At 61.2% G+C, this 22,118-nt stretch carries 19 protein-coding genes; 2 read left to right on the top strand and 17 right to left on the bottom strand.

What is annotated here, in order from left to right:
- Window positions 1-32: 32 nt before the first annotated feature.
- From thrC to hmpA, 17 genes are all read right to left on the bottom strand, one after another.
- A complete protein-coding gene (gene thrC / locus CRP40_RS00435; protein ID WP_027913825.1) occupies window positions 33-1,442 on the bottom strand; it encodes a threonine synthase in 1,410 nt (469 codons plus the stop codon).
- 245 nt (window positions 1,443-1,687) lie between these two features.
- Window positions 1,688-2,992 carry a homoserine dehydrogenase gene (locus tag CRP40_RS00430; protein WP_027913824.1) on the bottom strand — a complete coding sequence of 435 codons (1,305 nt, stop codon included), beginning with the start codon at window positions 2,990-2,992 and terminating at the stop codon, window positions 1,688-1,690.
- 83 nt (window positions 2,993-3,075) lie between these two features.
- Entirely contained in the window at window positions 3,076-3,819 is a 744-nt protein-coding gene (locus CRP40_RS00425) for a thioredoxin fold domain-containing protein (protein ID WP_027913823.1), read from the bottom strand.
- 154 nt (window positions 3,820-3,973) lie between these two features.
- Window positions 3,974-4,870, bottom strand: coding sequence for a site-specific tyrosine recombinase XerD (gene xerD / locus CRP40_RS00420; RefSeq protein WP_027913822.1), 897 nt, complete (start codon window positions 4,868-4,870; stop codon window positions 3,974-3,976).
- A 785-nt stretch (window positions 4,871-5,655) separates the two neighbouring features.
- The gene (locus tag CRP40_RS00415) at window positions 5,656-6,042 is read right to left on the bottom strand and encodes a lysozyme inhibitor LprI family protein (protein WP_027916561.1); all 387 of its coding nucleotides are present in this window, start codon (window positions 6,040-6,042) and stop codon (window positions 5,656-5,658) included.
- Between the two features lie 18 nt (window positions 6,043-6,060).
- Entirely contained in the window at window positions 6,061-6,600 is a 540-nt protein-coding gene (locus CRP40_RS00410) for a hypothetical protein (RefSeq protein WP_027916562.1), read from the bottom strand.
- 79 nt (window positions 6,601-6,679) lie between these two features.
- The gene (locus CRP40_RS00405; protein WP_027916563.1) at window positions 6,680-7,243 is read right to left on the bottom strand and encodes a GNAT family N-acetyltransferase; all 564 of its coding nucleotides are present in this window, start codon (window positions 7,241-7,243) and stop codon (window positions 6,680-6,682) included.
- A 207-nt stretch (window positions 7,244-7,450) separates the two neighbouring features.
- Entirely contained in the window at window positions 7,451-7,834 is a 384-nt protein-coding gene (locus CRP40_RS00400) for a YkgJ family cysteine cluster protein (protein ID WP_027916564.1), read from the bottom strand.
- A gap of 147 nt (window positions 7,835-7,981) precedes the next feature.
- Complete coding sequence (locus CRP40_RS00395; RefSeq protein WP_027916565.1) at window positions 7,982-9,109, bottom strand: hypothetical protein; 1,128 nt, start codon at window positions 9,107-9,109, stop codon at window positions 7,982-7,984.
- Window positions 9,110-9,245: 136 nt separating this feature from the next.
- Window positions 9,246-10,454: an alanine transaminase gene (gene alaC / locus CRP40_RS00390; protein ID WP_027916566.1), complete on the bottom strand. Its 1,209-nt coding sequence runs from the start codon at window positions 10,452-10,454 to the stop codon at window positions 9,246-9,248.
- Between the two features lie 309 nt (window positions 10,455-10,763).
- A complete protein-coding gene (gene cyoE / locus CRP40_RS00385) occupies window positions 10,764-11,651 on the bottom strand; it encodes a heme o synthase (protein WP_023533464.1) in 888 nt (295 codons plus the stop codon).
- Between the two features lie 11 nt (window positions 11,652-11,662).
- Window positions 11,663-11,995 (bottom strand): cytochrome o ubiquinol oxidase subunit IV, encoded by a 333-nt coding sequence (gene cyoD / locus CRP40_RS00380; RefSeq protein ID WP_023533459.1) that lies wholly within the window; start codon window positions 11,993-11,995, stop codon window positions 11,663-11,665.
- Entirely contained in the window at window positions 11,995-12,615 is a 621-nt protein-coding gene (cyoC, locus tag CRP40_RS00375) for a cytochrome o ubiquinol oxidase subunit III (RefSeq protein WP_023533465.1), read from the bottom strand. The genes cyoD and cyoC overlap by 1 nt, the downstream gene beginning before the upstream one ends.
- Before the next feature lie 3 nt (window positions 12,616-12,618).
- Window positions 12,619-14,637, bottom strand: a complete 2,019-nt coding sequence (gene cyoB / locus CRP40_RS00370; RefSeq protein ID WP_023533473.1) for a cytochrome o ubiquinol oxidase subunit I — start codon at window positions 14,635-14,637, stop codon at window positions 12,619-12,621.
- A gap of 3 nt (window positions 14,638-14,640) precedes the next feature.
- Window positions 14,641-15,585 (bottom strand): ubiquinol oxidase subunit II, encoded by a 945-nt coding sequence (gene cyoA / locus CRP40_RS00365; protein WP_023533467.1) that lies wholly within the window; start codon window positions 15,583-15,585, stop codon window positions 14,641-14,643.
- A 555-nt stretch (window positions 15,586-16,140) separates the two neighbouring features.
- Window positions 16,141-16,647, bottom strand: coding sequence for a disulfide bond formation protein B (locus tag CRP40_RS00355; protein WP_027916567.1), 507 nt, complete (start codon window positions 16,645-16,647; stop codon window positions 16,141-16,143).
- Window positions 16,648-17,027: 380 nt separating this feature from the next.
- Window positions 17,028-18,206: an NO-inducible flavohemoprotein gene (hmpA, locus tag CRP40_RS00350; protein ID WP_027916568.1), complete on the bottom strand. Its 1,179-nt coding sequence runs from the start codon at window positions 18,204-18,206 to the stop codon at window positions 17,028-17,030.
- A gap of 153 nt (window positions 18,207-18,359) precedes the next feature.
- Between hmpA and norR the strand changes: the two genes are divergently transcribed.
- On the top strand, window positions 18,360-19,913 hold the full coding sequence (norR, locus tag CRP40_RS00345; protein ID WP_027916569.1) for a nitric oxide reductase transcriptional regulator NorR: 1,554 nt from the start codon (window positions 18,360-18,362) through the stop codon (window positions 19,911-19,913).
- A 186-nt stretch (window positions 19,914-20,099) separates the two neighbouring features.
- Window positions 20,100-22,118: Ig-like domain-containing protein (locus CRP40_RS00340; protein ID WP_141400899.1), on the top strand; the 2,019-nt coding region annotated here is incomplete at its 3' end.

Below are 22,118 nucleotides of genomic sequence, written 5' to 3'. Positions count from 1 at the left end.
CTCCGGATCGGCCCGACCCGGAGCCTGCAAGGTCAGAGCGGCTTGCCGCGATTGCCGTGCTGGCTGACGAAGCCTTGTACTGCCTTGAGGTCATTGGGCAATACGGTGCATCGCTCTTCACGGCTGAACAGGTCGCTCATGTGCACGGGCAATTCAAGCGCCTTGCCAACGCCTGCCTGCTCGACCGCTTCAGGGAACTTGACCGGGTGTGCGGTACCCAGCACAACCATGGGCGTATCCAGGCTACGGCGGCACTCGCGACCGGCCTTGACGCCGATGGCCGTGTGCGGGTCCAGCACCTCGCCGGTCGTCTCAAACACCTCGGCGATGGTCTGGCAGGTCTGTTCATCGGTGACGGCCAGCGAATCGAAGAGCTTGCGCGCCTCGGTCCAGCGGTCCTGTTCGACGCTGAAGCCGCCGCCTTGGCGGAAGTTGGCCATCAACTCGGCAATCGACGCGCCGTTGCGACCGTGCAGATCGAACAGCAGGCGCTCGAAGTTGGACGAAACCATGATGTCCATCGACGGCGACAAGGTGGCGTGCAACTGCTCCTTGACGTACTGGTTGCCGCTCATGAAGCGGTGCAGGATGTCGTTGCGGTTGGTGGCCACCACCAGCTGGCTGATCGGCAGGCCCATGTTGCGTGCCAGGTAGCCTGCGAAGATATCGCCGAAGTTGCCGGTGGGCACCGAGAAGGCCACCGAACGGGCCGGGCCGCCAAGCTGCAGGGCTGCGTGGAAGTAGTAGACGATCTGGGCCATGATCCGCGCCCAGTTGATCGAATTGACAGCTACCAGGCGGGTGCCCTTGAGGAACGACTGGTCGGCGAAGCTCGCCTTGACCATTTCCTGGCAGTCATCGAAATTGCCTTCGATGGCGATGTTGTGGATGTTCTCGCCGAAGAGGGTCGTCATCTGCCGACGCTGCACTTCCGAAACCCGCTGGTGCGGGTGCAGGATGAAGATGTCGACATTGTCGCACCGACGGCAACCTTCGATGGCCGCAGAGCCGGTGTCGCCGCTGGTGGCACCGATGATCACCACACGTTCGTTACGCTTGGCCAGCACGTGGTCGAGCAAGCGACCGAGCAGTTGCAAGGCGAAATCCTTGAATGCCAGGGTCGGCCCGTGGAACAGCTCAAGCACCCACTCGTTGCTGTTGAGCTGGCGCAGCGGGGCAACGGCAGCATGGGCGAATTCGCCGTAGGTTTCTTCGAGAATTTTCTTGAAGTCGGCATCGGCGATGCTGCCCTCGACGAACGGGCGCATGACGCGGAAGGCCAGCTCGTGGTACGGCAGGCCCGCCCAGGATGCGATTTCTTCCTGCGTGAAACGTGGCAGGTTTTCCGGGACGTACAGGCCACCGTCGGTAGCCAGGCCGGCGAGCAATACGTCTTCGAAGTTCAGGGCCGGTGCCTGGCCGCGGGTACTGATATAGCGCATGGGACAAACCTTTGGTTTGAGCGGCAAGCCTGGTTTACCCGCAGCAGAAAAGGGCCGGAGGCCTCGTTCCTGGGCGGCACGCCTTGGCTTGCCGTGACTATAGGGTGTTCTAAAGCCCCTACGCTGCGTATGGCTGCAGCGCCGGGGGTGTCGCTGGGGCTCTGTGCGAGAAGCCCCGGTACTCGGTCACGCATGTCCGAAAACAGCATTGCCGGACGTTCGTCACAAGGCTGTTCAGGCCAACCCTAGTTGAGCTGCTCGACGCGAATGCGCACGACCTGGCCTACCACATCCTGCAGGGCCTCGAGGGCAACGATAGCGTCGTTGATGCCCTGCTCCACCACCCGGTGGGTCAACAGGATCATCGGCACCAAGCCGTCTTGCTCTTCGGCTTCCTTTTGCATGATCGATTCGATGTTGATGCCACGCTCGGACAGAATGCTCGCCACCTGGGCCAGCACCCCTGGATGATCCTTGGCCTGAATACGCAGGTAATAGGCGCTCTCGCAGGCTTCGATCGGCAGGATCGGGTGCGCTGACAGCGAATCGGGCTGGAACGCCAGGTGGGGTACGCGGTTTTCCGGGTCAGAGGTCATGGCACGGACCACGTCCACCAGGTCACCCACCACCGAGGACGCGGTTGGTTCCATTCCTGCGCCTGCACCGTAGTACAACGTCGAGCCGGCGGCGTCGCCGTTGACCATCACGGCATTCATCACCCCATTGACGTTGGCAATCAGGCGGTCGGCCGGAATCAGCGTCGGGTGCACGCGCAACTCGATACCTTCGGCGGTACGGCGTGCCATGCCCAGGTGCTTGATGCGGTAGCCCAGGGCTTCGGCGTAGTTCACGTCCGCCGTGGTCAGCCGGGTGATGCCTTCGGTGTAGGCCTTGTCGAACTGCAGCGGAATGCCGAACGCGATCGATGCCAGGATGGTCAGCTTGTGCGCCGCGTCGATGCCTTCGACGTCGAACGTCGGGTCGGCTTCGGCATAGCCAAGCGCCTGGGCTTCGGCCAGCACATCCGGGAAGGCACGGCCTTTTTCGCGCATTTCGGTGAGGATGAAGTTGCCGGTACCGTTGATGATCCCCGCCAGCCAGTTGATACGGTTGGCCGACAGGCCCTCGCGAATGGCCTTGATTACCGGGATGCCGCCGGCCACCGCTGCTTCGAAGGCGACGATCACGCCCTTTTCACGGGCTCTGGCGAAGATTTCGTTGCCATGCACGGCGATCAGCGCCTTGTTGGCGGTGACCACGTGCTTGCCGTTCTCGATGGCCTTGAGCACCAGGTCGCGGGCCACGGTGTAGCCCCCAATGAGCTCGATGACGATATCGATCTCGGGGTTGCTCGCGACTTCGAACACATCAGCGGTAATGGGGGTACCGGTAATCTGGCAGTTCGGGTTCTGCGAGCGCATGGCGATCTGTGCCACTTCAATACCGCGCCCGGCACGGCGGGCAATCTCCTCGGCGTTGCGCTGAAGTACATTGAAGGTTCCGCCACCGACGGTCCCCAACCCACAGATGCCTACTTTGACCGGTTTCACTGTGAACTCCCCATTGAACGGCCGACACCTTTGCCGACCGTGAAACATGCCGTCACCCCATGACGACGGCGTATAGAACTGTATTACTTGGCAAGCGCCAGCTTGGCGACCTGCGGTGCAGGCTGGTAACCCGGAATCACCTGGCCATTTTCGAGCACGATGGCCGGTGTACCGTTGACGCCGATCGACTGCCCCAGCTGGAACTGCTTGCTGACCGGGTTGGTGCACTTGGCTGCCTTGATTTCATCACCCTCGACCATCTTGTCCATGGCTTTGCGACGGTCGCTGGAGCACCACACCGCCTGCAATTGCTGGTCGCCGGCCGAGCCCAGGCCCTGACGCGGGAAGGCGACGTAACGCACTTCGATACCGCGGCGGTTGAGTTCGGGCACTTCGGCATGCAGCTTGTGGCAGTACGGGCACGTGGTGTCGGTGAAGACGGTGATATGGGACTTGGTTTCGCCCTTGGCCGGATACACCACCATCTCACCTGCCGGAATGCCATTGATGAGCTTGGCTATGCCCAGGCGCTCGGCTTTTTCGGTCAGGTTGACGGGCTTGCCGTCCTGGATCTGGAACAGGTAGCCCTGCATCACGAACTGGCCATCAGCGCTGGCGTACAGCACACGCCCGCCTTGCAGCTTGACTTCGTACAGGCCGCTGACCGGGCTGCTGGCCACGCTCTCGACAGGCACTTCCAGGGACAGGTTCTGCAATGACTTGCGAATGGCCTGCTCGGCGCCGACTGGCGTATCGGGCGCCGCAGCCACGGCAAAGGTGCTGGCCAGCGCCAAGGCGGCGGCGGCGAAAAACGGGGTCACGCGCATGGATACTCCTGAGGGCGGACAGGGGCCGCAGAGCGTCACCTGAGTAAAACGACGAGGTGACTGGGCGGCCCTTGGTGCTAACCGCCCAAGCCTACCACATCACGCCTGGCTTGAAGCCGCCGCAGACTGCCGGTTGGGCGAACATGAAAAACATTCATCCGCGTGGATGGTGCTCGGCGTGCAGTTGCTGCAACCGTGCCTTGGCCACGTGGGTGTAGATCTGCGTGGTCGACAAATCGCTGTGGCCCAGCAACAGCTGCACCACGCGAAGGTCCGCACCGTGGTTGAGCAGGTGCGTGGCGAATGCGTGTCGCAGCGTATGCGGCGACAAGGCCTTGTCGATGCCCGCCATCTGGGCATGGTGCTTGATGCGATGCCAGAAGGTCTGCCGGGTCATCTGCTCGCCGCGCAGGCTAGGGAACAGCACATCGCTGGGACGGCCGTTGAGCAATTCGGCACGGCCGTGGCGCAGGTAGCGCTCCAGCCACACCACCGCCTCCTCGCCCATGGGCACCAGCCGCTCCTTGCTGCCTTTGCCCATCACCCTGAGTACGCCCTGGCGCAGATTGACCTGATCGAGCGTGAGGCTGACCAGCTCGGTGACGCGCAGGCCGCAGGCATACAGCACTTCGAGCATGGCGCGGTCGCGCTGGCCGATGGCCTCGCCAAGCTCCGGGGCTTGCAACAAGGCTTCCACATCGGCCTCGGACAGCGACTTGGGCAGCGGTTTGCCCAGTTGTGGCATGTCTACCTGAAGCGTCGGGTCGATGGCGATGAGCTTTTCGCGCAGCAGGTAGCGGAAGAAACCGCGTAGCCCGGACAGGAAACGTGCGGTCGAGCGCGGCTTGTAGCCTTGGTCCAGGCGCCAGGCCAGGTGGTCGAGAATCAGTTCGCGGCCCGCATCGGGGAGGTTGACCGAGTGTGCTTGTAGCCAGCCGTTGAACAGGGCGAGGTCGCTGCGGTAAGAGGTGCGAGTATTGTCGGACAATCCCTTTTCGAGCCACAGGGCGTCCAGGAATTGATCGATGAGCGGGTGGTCCAGGGCGGGCATGCTGGGGGCTATTTGCGGCTGTGGGGGCGGTAGTGTTTCATAGCGATTGGCGGGTTGTCTGTATTTGGGGTGGGCTGGCTTGCAGTGCTTATCGAGGTTCGCGGGTTTTTATGGACCGGCGGCGAAGGGGGCGCGGTGAGATTAAATAATCGGTATGAACGTTTGAGCGCCTTGGGGCCTTGGCGCCTTAGCTTGGGCGTATGTGGCAAGTTGGTATTCATTGGCGAGGGGGGCGCACAGTCACCCTTCCGCCCTTACGGCGGCTCACTTTTTGTCTTGGCAAAAAGTAAGCAAAAACCGCCTGCTCCTATCATCCGGCCCCTGCGCTGCGCTCCGGGGTTCCCTCGCTCCGGGCTTGCTCCCGGGAGGACCGCGCTGCAGGCCCCATCCTGGGGCCCAGCGCTTGACAGGCATCCATGCCTGTCACCTCCCTCCGCAAGCCCTGCGCTCGGCCTCCTGAAGTCGCGATCTGTGTTGCCTGGACTACCGCGCGCTTAGAAGCAACAGCAACAGCAACAGCAACAGCAACAGCAACAGCAACAGCAACAGCAACAGCAACAGCAACAGCAACAGCAACAGCAACAGCAGTTTTACTTAGAGTAGGCAGGAGTGCCTGCAATACTGAACCGGATTAGTATGAATGAGAAGGGACAAATAAGATGCACTTACAGAATCATGACAAGGCACTGTTACCCAAGTTGTAACGAGTGGCCAACTTTGCGTATGGGCGTAAGAACGCCCACGCAATTACAACATAGCCTCAACTACACCAGCACAAGCCACCATCACCGTTGCGGATCCAACACCCGCTCAAGCTCCGCCGCCCGCTCTCGGGTCATGTCCATCAGGCAGGTCCCGCCCTCAAGCTGCGCCATGGTGCCGCCACTGGCCGTGCGATGAAACTGGCAGTTGGCATCCCGATAAGCCAGCCACTTGCGCTGCACATCACGCAGGCTCTTTTGCTGATCCGCCGGTAGTTTATTCATCAGCTGTTTGTAGACGCGGTTCAGACGCTGGTCCTGTACCTGCATCTCGGCCTTGAGGCATTCACCCATGGCCAGGGTACTGGAGGCATTGTCCATACAGCGGGCATAAGCGGGCGACGGATCGTCGGCCATGGCCAGCGGCGTGCAGCACGCCAATGCCAGCCCAGCCAGATAGTGCTTGATCATGCGAACTCTCCGTGAAGGTCAAAGCGTTTGAGGTTGCTCCGGCGGCATCAACACCCTGCTCGGCTCGAAGCGCAGCGACGGCATCTGTGTGGCGGCATACAACATCACCGCCAATGCTGCAATCAGGGTAACGTCCGCCCAATTCCACCCAGGCATATCAGCGGCTTGGCGCGCTTTCAGACAGTACCAGCCCTGACCAAAGCAAAACACCAGCATCGCTGCCACCCACACGTAGAAGCCTGCCGCCAAGCCCGTCAGGTCGTGGAACTCATAACTCTGGTTGTCAGGCAGGCGGTCGATACCCAGGCTGGTCCCTGCCAGATACAGCGCACAAAGCCCCAGCAGCAGGGCCAAACGGCGAAAGCGCCGATGCGCCAGGATGGCCAGGGCGAGCAATGGGTTGGCAAACCACTGGTGCAGGCCGAATGGTATGCCCCAAGGCCCGTACAGCAGCATCTGCAGGGCGGGCATGTGGTGGCCGTCACTCATCGAGGCGCCATCGAGACACAGGGCGACCAGGTACAACAGGAGGGTAATGCTGAGGTAAAAAGCGGGCAAAGGACACCTGGAAGGTCGGCACAGGGGATGACCATAACCCATGTCATCCCCCGCTTCCAAACTGGGTGATCGCAGCCTCTCACGCCACCGGCGGTTCCAGCAGCAGCCCGTAGATACCCGAGTCCGACAGCTCACCGCCCACGCACCAGCGCGCTCGCAGGGTGCCCTCCAGCACGAACCCCTGGCGCTCCAACGTACGCGCCGAGCCTTGGTTGCGAGGGTCGATCTCGCCTTCCAGGCGGCGCATGTGCAGGGTATTGGCGATGTAGTCGATAAAGCACGTCAACGCTTCATCCATGTATCCCCTGCCCTGCACAGCGCTGGCCAGGCAATAGCCGATCTCACCTCGCCGGGAGGTGTCGTCGATGTTGAACAGTTGAACCATACCGATCAGTTCGCCGTTGTCCCGGCGGTACATACCCAACTTGAGTTGCTCGCCATTGGCGTACGCTTCACGGTCAGCTGCCAGCGCGCTCTGGGCTTCAGCCAGATTCTGCCAGGGCGCGTGGTGCCAGTACCGCATGACCTCAGGGTCGGCCATGATCGCCAACCACTTCGCCGCATCGGCGTGGCGCATGGGGCGCAGGTAAAGGCGCGGGCTATCGAGACACAGATCACTCGGGAAACTTCGGGGTGGGGTCACGCCGGCTCACCTGTCCATTGCTGGGTAAGATGACAGTTTAGCGTCAAGCGCGACCTTCAGGCAGTGCAAAACTGCACGGCGGGCCACAGTCGACAGCCAACGCATTCAGCTTCGCATCGCGACTCTGTCAGAGATGGCGAATCCTACCGACTTCCATGTCAACGATTCAGATCCAAGACGCTCGTGCGCGCACGCTTAGATACGGGCTTAGGCGACCTCAGCCCCATCATCGGGCCAATGCGGCTCATTCGCCCCAGGCGGGGTCAATGGCGGTAGCCCGTAGGCGGCCCGGGCGGTATCACAGCGTGGGTTGTGTACGCCCCCTTCCCACGACGCCTCGAACTCGCGGCAGGGACTGGAACGGTTGGCGTAGATGGCGCAGGCCACGCCCTGCCCCACCTCGCCCTGCAGGCTAATGCAGCGGCAGGGCTTGGCGTCGGTGCCAATCATGGCCACCCGAGACGGACTCACTTGCACCACCAGATCGTCAGGCACCACACCGCCGGAGGACTGGCATTCACCCCAGAAGAAGGACACACGGAAGTACCCGCAGCAAGCGCCGCAGTCAAGGCAAGGGTTATATTCGGACATGATTGCACGGAAGAAAGGTGGTTGAGATCGGGGCTGGCCCGAGCAGCCATTCTCGGTCCAAGCGGGGGTGATTGAATAGAGGGGCAGAAAAAAATAACCGCAGGCGCTTGGCTTTCACCAGACACCCTATTCGCCCCTCGATTTCAGTTAGCGCAGCGCTTTATAGGTATCGCCATCGCATTGATTCAGGCCAAGGCCCGCGGCTGGGCGATAGGGATCACCGCGCACATGGCTGAAGGTCGTTTGCCGGGTGCCCTGGTGTAACAGCCGGTCGTCAGGGCTACCTTCGGTCACAAGGGTGTAGGACGCACGACGCATTGCTTGGTACCGGTCCTCACAGTCTGCCATTGCCTTGTGATAGGCCATCACTTGTCCGTCACTCAAGTTCAGGCACTTGGCCAATTCGACACCCCAGCGCCTCAGGCATACTTCGGCGTAGTGCCTGACCACCAAACCCGGCTGGACGAGCACTTCGCCGCTGCCCGCACCGTCAACCGACGCATTCCCCACCAACGTCGCGTGCCGACCCGGCATGGGAAACACGCTTATCCGGGTACCGGGTTGCACGCCTGGCACCACACAGGCGAACCCTTTGGAGCGTTCGTCACGGGAGTAGAAGCCCACATACTCGCGCACATTGCCCGGCAGCATCACGCGCTCTGGCTGCACATTGCCAATGCCTGGAACCGGGTCAATGGTAAAAATGTTGACCGGGACATCGCACAGTTCAGGGTCCTTGGCCATGGCATTGGCCAGCATGTGGCAGCTGATGCCGCCGCGGCTCCAGCCGACCAGGTTGACCTGGGTAGGCACGCGCGGCTTGCGGAACAGATGAATGATGCGCTCTTGCAGCTCTTGCGGCGTGGGGTGGCGATCGCCGTAGTCATAGGTTCTCCAGAACCACGAAGCGGTCGAAGCCACCTCTGGCACAGGAACGCCGGCATCCTTGAGGCGTTTGTACTCGGCTTCGCTTAGCTTGGTGCGCTGCCAGCGGCTTTCGCCCTTGATGATCTGCAGCACATGGCTGACGTTTTCTTCCCAGCCACGGCCAAACAACTGCCCTGTCCAGTTGTAGTAGCCGCCGGGATCGACGAACAGGCTGTCGTCCTGGAGATTGCCGCTGCCCGGACCGTCGACAGCGACCCAGTGGGCAAATTCGCGGCCTTGGTCATGGCTTGCCAGGGTCGAGACCAGTTCGCCGTTCCAGAAGTTGGTGTTGGTGTCGTCGAAGCGATGGGAACCTGTCCCACAGAAATAGGCGGTAAAAACACTCATGTCACTATCATCGTGCGAGAAATGAGTGCCGAAGGTAATCAGTCAGCGAAGCAAGGCACATTCGGAAGCCCACCCCACCATTGAGCGCAGCGCAGCGCACCTGCCGCCGGCAACGCCAGCGGCAGGGCGTCACGGATTACTTGCGCGCCAGCCCGTCAGCCCGGAACATCTGGCGGATACCGCGGATGGCCTGACGGATCCGGTCCTGGTTTTCGATCAGGGCAAAGCGCACATGGTCATCACCATAGTCCCCAAAGCCGATGCCTGGCGAGACACATACCTTGGCCTCGGCAAGCAGCTTCTTGGAAAACTCGAGCGAACCCAGGTGTGCGTACTCAGGCGGGATCTTGGCCCAGACGTACATGGACGCCTTGGGGTTCTCGACCATCCAGCCCAACTCGTGCAAACCCTTGACCAGCAAATTGCGACGCTGGCGGTACTGCTCGGCAATATCCCGTACGCACTGCTGATCCCCTTCCAGCGCTGCAATGGCAGCCACCTGCAAAGGCGTGAACGTGCCGTAGTCGTGGTAGCTCTTGATGCGCGCCAGGGCATTGACCAGTTCGGGGTTGCCGACCATGAAGCCGATCCGCCAGCCGGCCATGTTGTAGCTCTTGGACAAGGTGAAGAACTCCACCGCAATGTCCTTGGCGCCAGGCACCTGCATGATCGATGGCGCTTTCCAGCCGTCGTACACGATGTCGGCATACGCCAGGTCGTGGACCACCAGCACGCCATATTGCTTGGCCAATGCCACAACGCGTTCGAAGAAGTCCAGCTCCACGCATTGGGCAGTCGGGTTGGACGGGAAGCCGAGAATCATCATCTTGGGCTTGGGGATCGACTCGCGAATGGCCCGTTCAAGCTCGTTGAAGAAGTCCACGCCCGGCACAAGCGGGACAGAACGCACCTGGGCCCCGGCGATGACAGCCCCGTATATATGGATCGGGTAGCTGGGGTTGGGTACCAGTACCGTATCGCCTTGGTCCAGTGTGGCCAGCATCAGGTGCGCCAGGCCCTCTTTCGAACCAATGGTGACGATGGCCTCATCTTCGGGGTCGATGTCGACCCCGTACCGTTCCTTGTACCAGTTCGAGATAGCGCGACGCAGGCGCGGGATGCCGCGGGATGTGGAGTAGCCGTGGGTATCCTCGCGCTGAGCGACCTGCACCAGCTTCTCGACGATATGCGGCGGCGTGGCGCCATCGGGGTTACCCATGCTCAGGTCGATGATGTCCTCGCCACGGCGGCGGGCAGCCATCTTGAGCTCGGCAGTGATGTTGAAGACGTAGGGCGGGAGACGATCGATGCGCGCAAAACGGCGCGGCAAACCTGGAGTGGCCATGGTTTCCTCTAAAAAACGTAAGCGCCCGGAACCGTCCGAGCGACGCTGGCCGCATGCGGCGACCTGACTCAGAAGATAGTGCCGATATAGATGTCTTGTAAAGGGTAATCTGCTGTTTTTTATTATCTAAACAGGGGCATTTTTTGTAACGCCAACGCGCGCAGTGGTGCGCTTCACCATCGCTGGTAGGCCTGTTCCAAAAAAGCTCTACAAACCAAGCGAGGGGTCTGGCTCACCCGCCACAGGCCCCAAATAGACATAAAAAAACCCCGGCGCACAGGCCGGGGTTTTCGTGAAGCAGGCGTGGTTTCAGCGTGCGTAGGTCATCAGCACGTCAGCAGCCGTCTGGCTGTCCACCCCCATCATCAGGCTCAGGGCCATGACGGTGAGGATGGAAAAGCCGAACACTTTGCGCGCCCACTTGCTGTCGTCTTCAGCCTTGTAGCCACCCCATGCCATGTACAGCCAGTAAAGGCCCATGGCAGCTGCCACGGCCATGTAGCCGAGGCCAGCGTAACCACCGAGGGTGAGCATCAAGGTCGCAAGCACGAACGCCAGCACATACAGCACGATCTGCTTCTTCGCAGCCAGGATGCCACGCGCCACCGGCAATACCGGAATGTTTGCGGCGCTGTAGTCCTTGAAGCGGAAGATGGCGATGGCAAAGCTGTGCGGCATCTGCCACAGGCTGAACATCACCAGCAGGGTCACAGCCGCCAGGTCGAAGCTATTGCTGACAGCGCAGTAGCCAATGACAGGCGGCATGGCACCGGACAGGCTGCCGACCAAGGTGCCGTGCACCGATTTACGCTTGAGCCACAGGCTATAGAAGCCTACATAGACCACGAAGCCGATCAGTGCGCAGTACGCGGACAAGGGGTTGGCCTGCACGTACAGCAAGCTGAAACCCGCCACCCCAAGCAGGGTGGCGTAGATCAGCGCGAGGGGCAGTGACATGCCACCCTGTACCATCACGCGGTTCTTGGTGCGCTCCATTTTCTGGTCGATGTCGCGGTCGATGCAGTTGTTGAATGCACAACCGGACGCCACCACCAGGGAAGTACCAACGACCACTGCCAGCAGCAGGGCGAAGTCCACATGGCCCTTCGCGGCAAGGAAGAAACCGCCTGCCACGGAAAGCACGTTACCGAAAATGATCCCCGGTTTGGTGATTTGGATAAAGTGCTTAACGGACATGCAGTCTTACCTCACTTGGCCAGCATTTCGACGTGGATGCTGAACATGATCCACAGCGACAGGCCAACCAGCAGCGCGATCACCATGGCGGTGAACAGGAACGTCGATACGTTGTTGCGTTGCTCTTTCGAGCGGTCCATGTGCAGGAAGTACACCAGGTGTACCACTACCTGAATCACGGCCATGGCCACAACGATCAGAACGGTCAGGTTCTTCGGCAGGCTTGGGTACATCACCAGGCCGAACGGAATCGCGGTCAGGATGATCGACAGGACGAAACCGATCATGTACGACTTGACGCTGCCGTGGCTGCCTTCGTGATGAGTGTCGTGTGCGTTAGCCATTACAGAACCCCCAGCAGGTAGACGACGGTGAATACGCAGATCCAGACCACGTCCAGGAAGTGCCAGAACAGGCTCAGGCAGCTCATGCGGGTCTTGGCGGTCGGCGTGATGCCGTGCTTGTTGATCTGGTACATCATGATTGCCATCCAGATCAGACCAGCCGTCACGTGCAGACCGTGGGTGCCTACCAGCGCGAAGAAGCCCGACAGGAAGCCACTGCGGTTCGGGCCGAAGCCTTCGCCGATCAGGTGATGGAACTCGTAGATTTCCATCGCGATGAAGCCCGCACCGAACAGGAAGGTCACAGCCAACCAGCCCAGTACGCCTGCCTTGTTACCGGCGAACATCTTCAGCATGGCGAAGCCGAAGGTGATCGAGGACAGCAGCAGGAACAGCGTTTCGACAGCTACGAACTTGAGCTCGAAGATGTCATGACCCGACGGGCCGCCGGCAAAACTGCCGGACAGCACCGCGTAGGTGGCGAAGAGCGACGCAAACAGGATGCAGTCGGTCATCAGGTACAGCCAGAAGCCCAGTACGGTCATCTGGCCCGAGTCGTGGTGGTGATCGTCGTGCCCATGGTCGTGACCATGAGCACCGTGCATTACTTGACTGGACATTGATTACACCCGCTCAAACGATTCGACACGTGCGCCGGCAGGCAGAGCACCTGCATTGGCCAACGCTTTCATGCGCTCGCCTTCGATGCGCGCCACTTCTTCGGCCGGAACCATGAAGCCCTGGTCGTCACGCGCAGCGTGGCGAACGAAGACAGCGATGGTTGCAACCAGGCTTGCGCCGACCAGCCACCAGATGTGCCAGATGAAAGCGAAGCCGAAGATGGTCAGGAACAGACCCATGAACAAACCGGTAGAGGTATTGCTCGGCATGTGGATCGCTTCGTACTTGCCCGGCACCTTGTAGGCAACACCGGCTTCCTTGGCTTCGTGCCAGGCATCCAGGCCAACCTTCTCAGGCATGTGGGCGAAGTTGTAGAACGGAGGTGGCGACGAAGTCGACCATTCCAGGGTACGGCCGCCCCATGGGTCGCCGGTCACGTCCAGGTTCTGGTGACGATCGCGAACCGATACGAACAGCTGGATCAGCTGGCAGGCGATACCGAACAGGATCAGCACGGCACCGACCACGGCAACGTACAGGTAGGGTTCCCACAGTGGGTTGTCCGAGTGGTTCAGACGACGGGTCATACCCATGAAGCCCAGTGCGTACAGCGGCATGAATGCCACGTAGAAGCCCGAGATCCAGAACCAGAAGGCAGCTTTGCCCCACTTCTCGTTCAGGGTGAAACCGAAGGCTTTCGGGAACCAGTAGGCGAAGCCGGCGATGTAGCCGAATACCGCACCACCGATGATCACGTTGTGGAAGTGGGCGATTACGAACAGGCTGTTGTGCAGCACGAAGTCAGCACCCGGTACAGCCAGCAGAACGCCAGTCATGCCACCGATGGAGAAGGTGATCATGAAGCCCAGGGTCCAGAGGATCGGCGCAGTGAAGCGCAGACGGCCCTGGTAGATGGTGAACAGCCAGTTGAACAGCTTCACACCCGTCGGAATGGAGATCAGCATCGTCGCCAGGCCGAAGAAGGTGTTGACGCTGGCGCCGGCACCCATGGTGAAGAAGTGGTGCAGCCAAACCGCAAAGCCCAGTACAGCGATCGCACCCGATGCGTAGATCATCGCGTGGTGGCCGAACAGGCGCTTGCCGGAGAAGGTGGAGGTCACTTCCGAGAACACGCCGAAGGCCGGCAGGATCAGAATGTAAACCTCAGGGTGACCCCAGGCCCAGAACAGGTTGACGTACATCATCGGGTTCCCACCAAGCTCGTTGGTGAAGATGTGGAAGTCCAGATAACGGTCAACGGTCAGCAGTGCCAGTGCAGCGGTCAGGATCGGGAACGAAGCCACGATCAGGACGTTTGCCCAGGTGCAGGTCCAGGTGAAGATAGGCATGTCCATCAGCTTCATGCCAGGTGCGCGCATCTTCATCACGGTGACGAGGAAGTTCACGCCTGTCAGCGTCGTACCCAATCCTGAGAGCTGTAGCGCCCAGATGTAGTAGTCGACACCCACGCCCGGACTGTACTGAATACCCGCGAGCGGCGGATAGGCAACCCAACCGGTCTTGGCGAATTCACCAACGCCCAGCGAGATGTTCACCAGCAGCACGCCTGCCAGCAGCAGGTAGAAGCTCAGGGAGTTCAGGAACGGGAAGGCCACGTCACGCGCACCGATCTGCAGAGGAACCGCGAGGTTCATCAGGCCGGTGAAGAATGGCATCGCCATGAAGATGATCATGATCACACCGTGGGCGGTGAAGATCTGGTCATAGTGTTCAGGCGGCAGGTAGCCTTCGGAACCACCGGTGGCAACAGCCAGCTGGGTCCGCATCATGATGGCGTCGGCAAAGCCGCGCAGCAGCATGACCATCGCGACGATGATGTACATCACCCCGATTTTCTTGTGGTCGACGGTCGTCAACCACTCGGTCCACAAGTAGGACCACTTGCGGAAGTAGGTGACCGCACCAACGACAGCGATACCACCGAGCGCGATAATGGCGAGTGTCACCATGACTATCGGCTCGTGATAGGGTATCGCCTCCAGGCTTAATTTACCGAACATCTCTTACTCCTCTGCACCGGCAGCTGGTTGCATACTCGATTCCACACCCTTGGTAGTGGCCAGGTCTTTGCTGCCAGCTTCTTCGTGGCTCGAACGACCGCGGTTCATGCCTTCGTACTTGTCGACGATCAGCTGGAACTGGTCAGGCGAGGCCTCGCTATACAGCGTGACTGGGTTGTTTTCGCTTGGTTTGGCCAAGGCTTCGTATTCGGCCTTGCCCAGCTTCTTCGGCGACTGCTTGACTTCGGCGACCCACTTCTCGAAGTCTTCCTGGGACGTGGCAGTAGCCTTGAATTTCATGCCGGTGAAGCCAGCACCGCTGTAGTTGGCGCTGATACCGTCAAACACGCCGTTCTCGTTGGCGATCAGGTGCAGCTTGGTGGTCATGCCCGCCATGGCGTAGATCTGGCCGCCCAGGCCCGGGATGAAGAACGAGTTCATCACGGCGTCGGAGGTGACGCGGAAGTTGACCGGGGTATTGGCCGGGAAGACGATCTTGTTGACCGTGGCGATACCTTGTTCCGGGTAGATGAACAGCCACTTCCAGTCTAGCGCGACGACGTCGATCTGCACGGGCTTCACGTCGGAATCCAGAGGACGGTACGGGTCGAGCCTGTGGGTGGACTTGTAGGTCACGTAACCCAGCACGATGATGATCAGAATCGGGATGATCCACACCGCAGCCTCGATCTTGGTCGAGTGAGACCAGTCCGGGGTGTAGGTGGCTGCCTTGTTGGAAGCGCGATACTTCCAGGCGAACACCACGGTCATGATGATGACTGGCACGACGACCAGCAGCATCAGGCCGATTGCGATCAGGATCAGGTTCTTTTGCTCAATGCCGACCTGTCCCTTCGGGTCGAGCAGGGTCCAGTTGCACCCACTGAGTAAAAGCATGCCTAAAAAGGGCAATATGCCAAACAGTCTGGGGTAACGCTTTTTACTCATCTCACGACCTCTAGATCAGCTTGCTTCAATGCAATTGGTGTTTGGTAGCCAACACTTCGTCCAACCAAGTGAGGCATTGCGCGCCCGTACCCGCTCCTGCCTGGGCCCGACTGCAGGACCTTGGCTTCAAGCGAGTTAGCGGTGCTTTTGGTTTCGTAGGCAAAGGCCTGTATAGCAGACCAATTCCATTTGGTGCGGAAAACGCGGAGGGGGGTCCGCCCGGTATCGCCGTTGGGCGAAACTTGACGAAGTCAGCAAAAAGGAGCGCTGGGGCTTCCTTCAATCCTGCGACTTGCAAGCAGTGCCGAACGGAAATTGGGGGCGATTGTAGATAGGTCGCCAACCCTTGACTATGACTTATTGAGCAACAGTCCTTTACAGGATCTGTAACAATAACGCCGATAAATTCAACTTCGCGACACTTTGTCGCACCCCTGGCTATAGCCCTGCAACCCGCATTCAGCAAGGGCTACAGCTTGATCTGGATCAACTTCCCAGGGGTTTCCCGACCTTGATCGAGCGCCTGAAAACCTTGTTGGATTCAGGGACTTTTGTCTAAGGGCGGCGACGGTTGCGGTAGATGCCAAGTGGCACCAGCAACGCCGTCAGGACGAAGGCAATCAATGCCCATTGCGCCAGCGAAAGGCCCAGCACCGGTGGGTAAGGCGTGCTGCAGAAGCCGTCCACTTGAAACGCCAGCGGCCAGAGCTTGGCCAAGGGCAAGTCATCGACGATGGGCTGCAGGGTATCGATGCCACAACTGACCATGGGGTTGGCGAGTATATACACATGGTTGCCGGCTGCAATGATTCCGCCAATGGCGCTGACCACCACCAGTGCCTCGAAGAAGGTCAGGCTGCGTCGCCCGGGCATGGCTGCGGCCAGGAATGCAAAGACGGCGATGAACAGGAGCGCATAGCGCTGAAGGATGCACAACGGGCATGGCGCCTCGCCCAGCACTACCTGCATGTAGAGCGCGCCACCGATCAGCGAAACGCAGATCAGGCCCAACAGTACCAGAAAGCGCCGTTCCCGATTCAGGCGCGATGTTTGATCATTCATTGCCGGTTCCTTGGATGGATAGTCGCAGCGTATTCCGCCAGCCCGGCGTAATTCTACACAGACGCCGGCTGCCTGGGCGCCCCGCCTTTCATGGATACATATTCCAGGCGGCAATGGGGTGTGGCTCAGACCGGGCATTGGCAGGACGGTTCAACGAGGGGCAGCGAAAATTGAAGCTACCGAACAGGCCGCAGTTGCCGCCTGCTTCTCGCTCAGCAGGAGTGAATGGCAGCTGGGTTAATGCAGGATTAACGCTCAGACACGTATCGCCCTGGCGATCTCGTCTTCGCAGGAAGGGGCTGCCTTGCAGCCCCAGAGACGGCCGACCTTGCGCCTGGCCGTTACGCTTCTTTATATATAGTCACTAGGCGCTAATGCTCTTACGCCAGCGATGCGGCCGGCCCGAAGCACTCGTAGCGGGTCTGTTGCTCGGGTACGCCCAAGGCCAGAAGCTGGCGTTTAACGGCGGCCATGAAGGGCTTCGGCCCGAGGAAGTAGGCGTCCACATCGCGCTCGCGAGGGAGCCATTCGCCCAGCAGATGCTGGTTCAGCAGCCCCACGGCATCGGCGTGGGCTGCTTCATCCGCTTCGGCGTAGCAGTAGAAACGCTTGAGCTGCGGATGTTGCGCTGCCTGAGTGTCGAGCCACTCGCGAAATGCATGCACCTGTCCATTGCGCGCGCAGTGAATGAAGTGCACCGGCCGCCCGGTCGGCAAGGCTGCTTCTAGCATGGCCAAGGTAGGCGTAATGCCCACGCCCCCACTGATCAGCACTAACGGTCTGTCACTGGCGGCCAGTGTGAAATCACCGGCTGGCGGGAACAATTCGAGGGTGTCACCTACCCTCAGGTGGTCATGCAGGTAGCTGGAGACCTTGCCATCGGATTCGCGTTTGACGCTGATCCGATATTCACGCCCGTCGCACAAGGCAGAGAGCGAATAGTTGCGGCGTTGCTCTGCACCATCGATCATCAGCCTCAGGCCGATGTACTGCCCTGGTTCAGCCTTGAGCACCGGCTTGCCGTCCACCGGTGCGAAGTAAAAGGAGACGATCTCGAGGCTTTCTTCCACCCGCCGTGCCAGTCGGAATTCGCGAGCTCCTCGCCACCCGCCGTCGGCCTCTTCCTTTTGCTTGTAAAGGTTTTCTTCAGCACCAATGAGTATGTCTGCCAACTGGCCATAGGCTGCGCCCCAGGCATCGATTACCTCGGCCGTGGCAATGTCTGTGCCCAACACTTCCTCGATGGCCCGCAGTAAACAGCGGCCAACGATCGGGTAATGCTCGGGCAGGATCTGCAGCGCCACATGCTTGTTGATGATCTGGCCCACCAGACCGCCCAGCTGTTCGAGCTGGTCGATATGACGGGCATACATCAGCACGCCATTGGCCAAGGCACGGGGCTGGTCACCGCTGGCCTGATGCGCCTGGTTGAACAGTGGGCGTACCTCGGGATACTCGTTGAGCATCATCTGGTAAAAATGAGTGGTCAGTGCCTCGCCGCCTGTTTCCAGCAATGGAACGGTGGCCTTGATGATCGCACGTTGTTCGGCATTGAGCATTGCAGCAACTCCTGAGCCTGGGGCTTCGAATGATGCTCAGTCTTTTCATCATTCGTGCCAAGTCCAGCGCGCAGCAAATCCGCGGCCTTCAAGCCGCACCATGTCTAAATGACTCAGGTCGGCGTATAGTCAATTAGACCCACAGGAGTCCCTATGACTGCCAAGCCACTGCTTACCGCCTTGCTGCCACTGGTCAGCGACCTGTCTCGCGACCTGCCTGATCAGGAACGCTATCGCCGTTTACTGCAAGCCATGCGGAGTCTGTTGCCCTGTGACGCTGCCGCCTTGCTCCGGCTCGATGGCGAATGGCTAGTGCCCTTGGCCGTGGATGGCCTGAGCCCAGACACCCTTGGACGTCGCTTCAAGGTCAGTGAGCATCCACGTTTTCAGATCCTGTTGAGCAGCCCCTCCCCTACCCGCTTTGCCAGCGACTCCGAGCTGCCGGACCCGTACGATGGCCTGGTCAATACGCCGGATGTGGACCTTGAGGTTCACGACTGCATGGGTTGCCCTTTGATGGTCGATGAGCGCCCGTGGGGGCTGGTCACCCTCGATGCCCTGACGCCCGGCCAGTTCCAGAGCCTGGAGCTCGACGCCTTGCAAGCCTTTGCCAGCCTGGCCGCTGCGACGGTGACCGTGGCCGAGCGGATCGAACGCCTGGCCCTGCGTGCGGAAAATGAGCATCAGCGGGCGGAGGTGTACCGCCAGGCCAGTGGTCAGGACCGAGAGCTGATCGGCCAGAGCCCGGCCCACCAGCGCATGGTGGAGGAAATCCGACTGGTGGGCAGCAGCGATCTCACCGTGCTGATCACCGGCGAGACCGGGGTGGGCAAGGAGTTGGTGGCCCAGGCCCTGCACCAGGCGAGCAGCCGGGCCCACAAGCCGCTGATCAGCCTGAACTGCGCAGCGCTGCCCGACACGCTGGTGGAAAGCGAGCTGTTCGGCCACGTGCGCGGGGCCTTCACCGGCGCCCATGCAGACCGCCGGGGCAAGTTCGAACTGGCCCATGGGGGCAGCTTGTTTCTCGACGAGGTGGGCGAGTTGCCGCTGGCGGTACAAGCCAAGCTGCTGCGCGTGTTGCAAAGCGGACAGTTGCAGCGGCTGGGTTCAGACCGCGAACACCACGTCGATGTGCGCCTGATCGCCGCCACCAACCGTGATCTGGCCGCCGAGGTGCGCAACGGGCGCTTGCGTGCCGATTTCTACCACCGTCTGAGCGTCTATCCGTTGCATGTCCCTCCTCTGCGGGAACGCGCACGCGACGTGTTGCTGCTGGCAGGCTACTTCCTCGAACAGAATCGCTCACGCTTGGGCCTGAGCAGCCTACGACTGGGCGCGGACGCTCAAGCTGCACTCCTGGCCTACGACTGGCCGGGCAACGTGCGTGAACTGGAGCATCTGATAGGCCGCTCGGCGCTCAAGGCGTTGGGCCGACAAACGGTACGCCCCAGGATCTTGTCCTTGACCGCTGCCGATCTGGATCTGCAACCACCTACCTCACTCCATTCGCAGCCCGCTCCAGCCCCTGAGACGACGGTACCCGACCTGGGTGCTGGAGGCCTGCGCCAGGCGCTGGACATCTACCAACGCCAGCTGATCCAGGCCTGCCTGGATCAACATCAGGGCAACTGGGCAGCCACCGCAAGAGCGCTCGAACTCGACCGCGCGAACCTCAGCCGCCTGGCCCGGCGGCTAGGTATCCGCTAGGGATGCCTCACAAAAGGATTAACCCAGAAAGCCTCTGGTTGGTCTGAACACGGCTGCTATATCTCCTAAACGCCCATGCCTCGACTCACCAGTCGAGGTTGCCGCATCGCGTTCCAGAGGACCTGGTGCAGCAATGCCGGCCACATTCAGGCCGGGGGGGATCAGTCGACCAGCAGGGAGCACTTCATGGAAAACATCGTCGTCGCCGATAAGCAGTCCGCCGTCGCCACCCAGAATGCCTGGGGCAATATCAGTCTCAATGGCCCAGGCGTCGTGCAGATGCCCGTCGCCCCCGACCAGGTCGCCACCGTCACCCAACGCGGGCAGGATTTGATCGTCACGCTCAAGTCCGGCGAGAAGGTCACCATCGGCAATTTCTTCGCGGTGAATCAGGCTGGCGTTGGCAGCGACATGGTGTTCGTCGGCGAAGACGGTACCCTCTGGCAAGCCGAATACGACGCCCAGGCGTTCACCGGCTTCACCTTCAACGAAGTGGCTTCTCTGGACGAACTGGTTGCAGGCATCGGTACGGCGGGCGATGCCATGCCGACGTGGGCCATCGCAGGCCTGGGGTTGCTCGGCGTGGGCGGCGGCGCGGCGGCGGTAGGCGGCGGTAGTGGCGGCGGCGGCGGTGGTGGCGGTGCAGTGCCTGACACCACGGCCCCGGCGACCCCCATCGACCTGCTGGTTTCCCCGGATGGCCTGCGCCTGTCGGGGCGCGGTGAAGCGGGTGCGATCGTGAACATCCGCGATGCGGCTGGCAACCTGCTCGGTACCGGTACGGTCGGGGCCGATGGCAGCTTCGATGTAGCGCTCAACGCCCCCCAGATCAACAGCGAAAACCTGCAAGTGACCTTGACCGATGCAGCCGGCAATGTGTCTGCACCAGGCACCGTGACCGCACCGGATGCGACCGCTCCGCTGGCGCCAACCGAACTGGCGATCGACGCTCAGGGTACAACGCTTACCGGCCGTGCCGAGCCAGGTTCCACGGTGTCGGTCAGAGGGGCCGACGGCGTGCTGCTGGGCTCGGCCACGGCAGGGACGGATGGATTGTTCAGCGTTACCCTGCAACCGGCACAGACCGCCGGCCAGGCCTTACAGGTCACGGCCGAGGATGCGGCGGGCAACACGTCCGCCGCAGCCGGTATTGCCGCTCCAGTGGTCGATGGCACCGATACTACCCCTCCTGATGCGCCCGTGGCGCTCGCTGTGTCCGCTGATGGCACGCGCCTTTCGGGCCGTGGCGAGCCCGGCACTACGGTCAATGTTCGCGACGCTGCCGGCAATGTGATCGGCAGCGGCGTGGTGGGGGCCAATGGTGCCTTCGAGGTGGTGCTCACACCCGCGCAGCTCGATAGCCAGAACCTGCAAGTTACCCTTACCGATGCCGCTGGCAACGTCTCTGCACCGGGTGCTGTCGTAGCGCCAGACCTCACGGCGCCGCTCGCACCGACCAATCTGGCCGTCGATGCCCAGGGTGCCACCCTGACCGGGCGGGCCGAGCCCGGGTCTACCGTTTCGGTACGCGGCCCCGGCGGCGCGTTGCTGGGCACCGCCATCGCGGGCGCTGACGGCCTGTTCAGTATCACGCTACAACCCCCGCAGACCACTGGCCAGGCCTTGGCCGTGAGCGCCACCGACGCGGCAGGCAATACGTCGCCGGCAGCCAACATCACCGCGCCCTTGGTCGATGGCGGTGACACCACGCCGCCGGATGCACCGGTGGACCTGGTGGTAGGCCTGGCTGGCACCCAACTGACCGGCCGCGGCGAAGCCGGCACCACCGTGCAAGTGCGCGACGCGGCAGGCAACCTGCTCGCCACGGGCACCGTGGGTGCTGATGGCACCTTCACCGTCAGCCTGGACCCTGCCGTCAAGGACGGCAGTAGCCTTCAAGTCACCCTGACCGACGCGGCAGGCAACATTTCGCCAGCCGCCAGCGTGGCATCTCCAGATCTTGTGGGGCCTGCGCAACCCACCGACCTGGCCCTGGCCGATGGTGTCACCTTCACCGGGCGCGGTGAGCCAGGCGCTACCGTGCAGGTGCGCGACGCTGCCGGCACCGTGATCGGCACAGGCACCGTAGGCGCAGACGGCGCCTTCAGCATCACCCTCTCCCCTGCCCAGGCCAACGGCCAGGCACTGGACGTACGCCTGGTCGATGCGGCAGGCAATGCCTCGGCACCCTTGCAGTTCGATGCC

It is taken from the genome of Pseudomonas sp. URMO17WK12:I9, from assembly GCF_900230165.1.
Lineage (GTDB): Bacteria > Pseudomonadota > Gammaproteobacteria > Pseudomonadales > Pseudomonadaceae > Aquipseudomonas > Aquipseudomonas fulva.
Note: the sequence above shows the minus strand (reverse complement) of the source record. Positions and strands in the feature narration are given on the sequence as shown.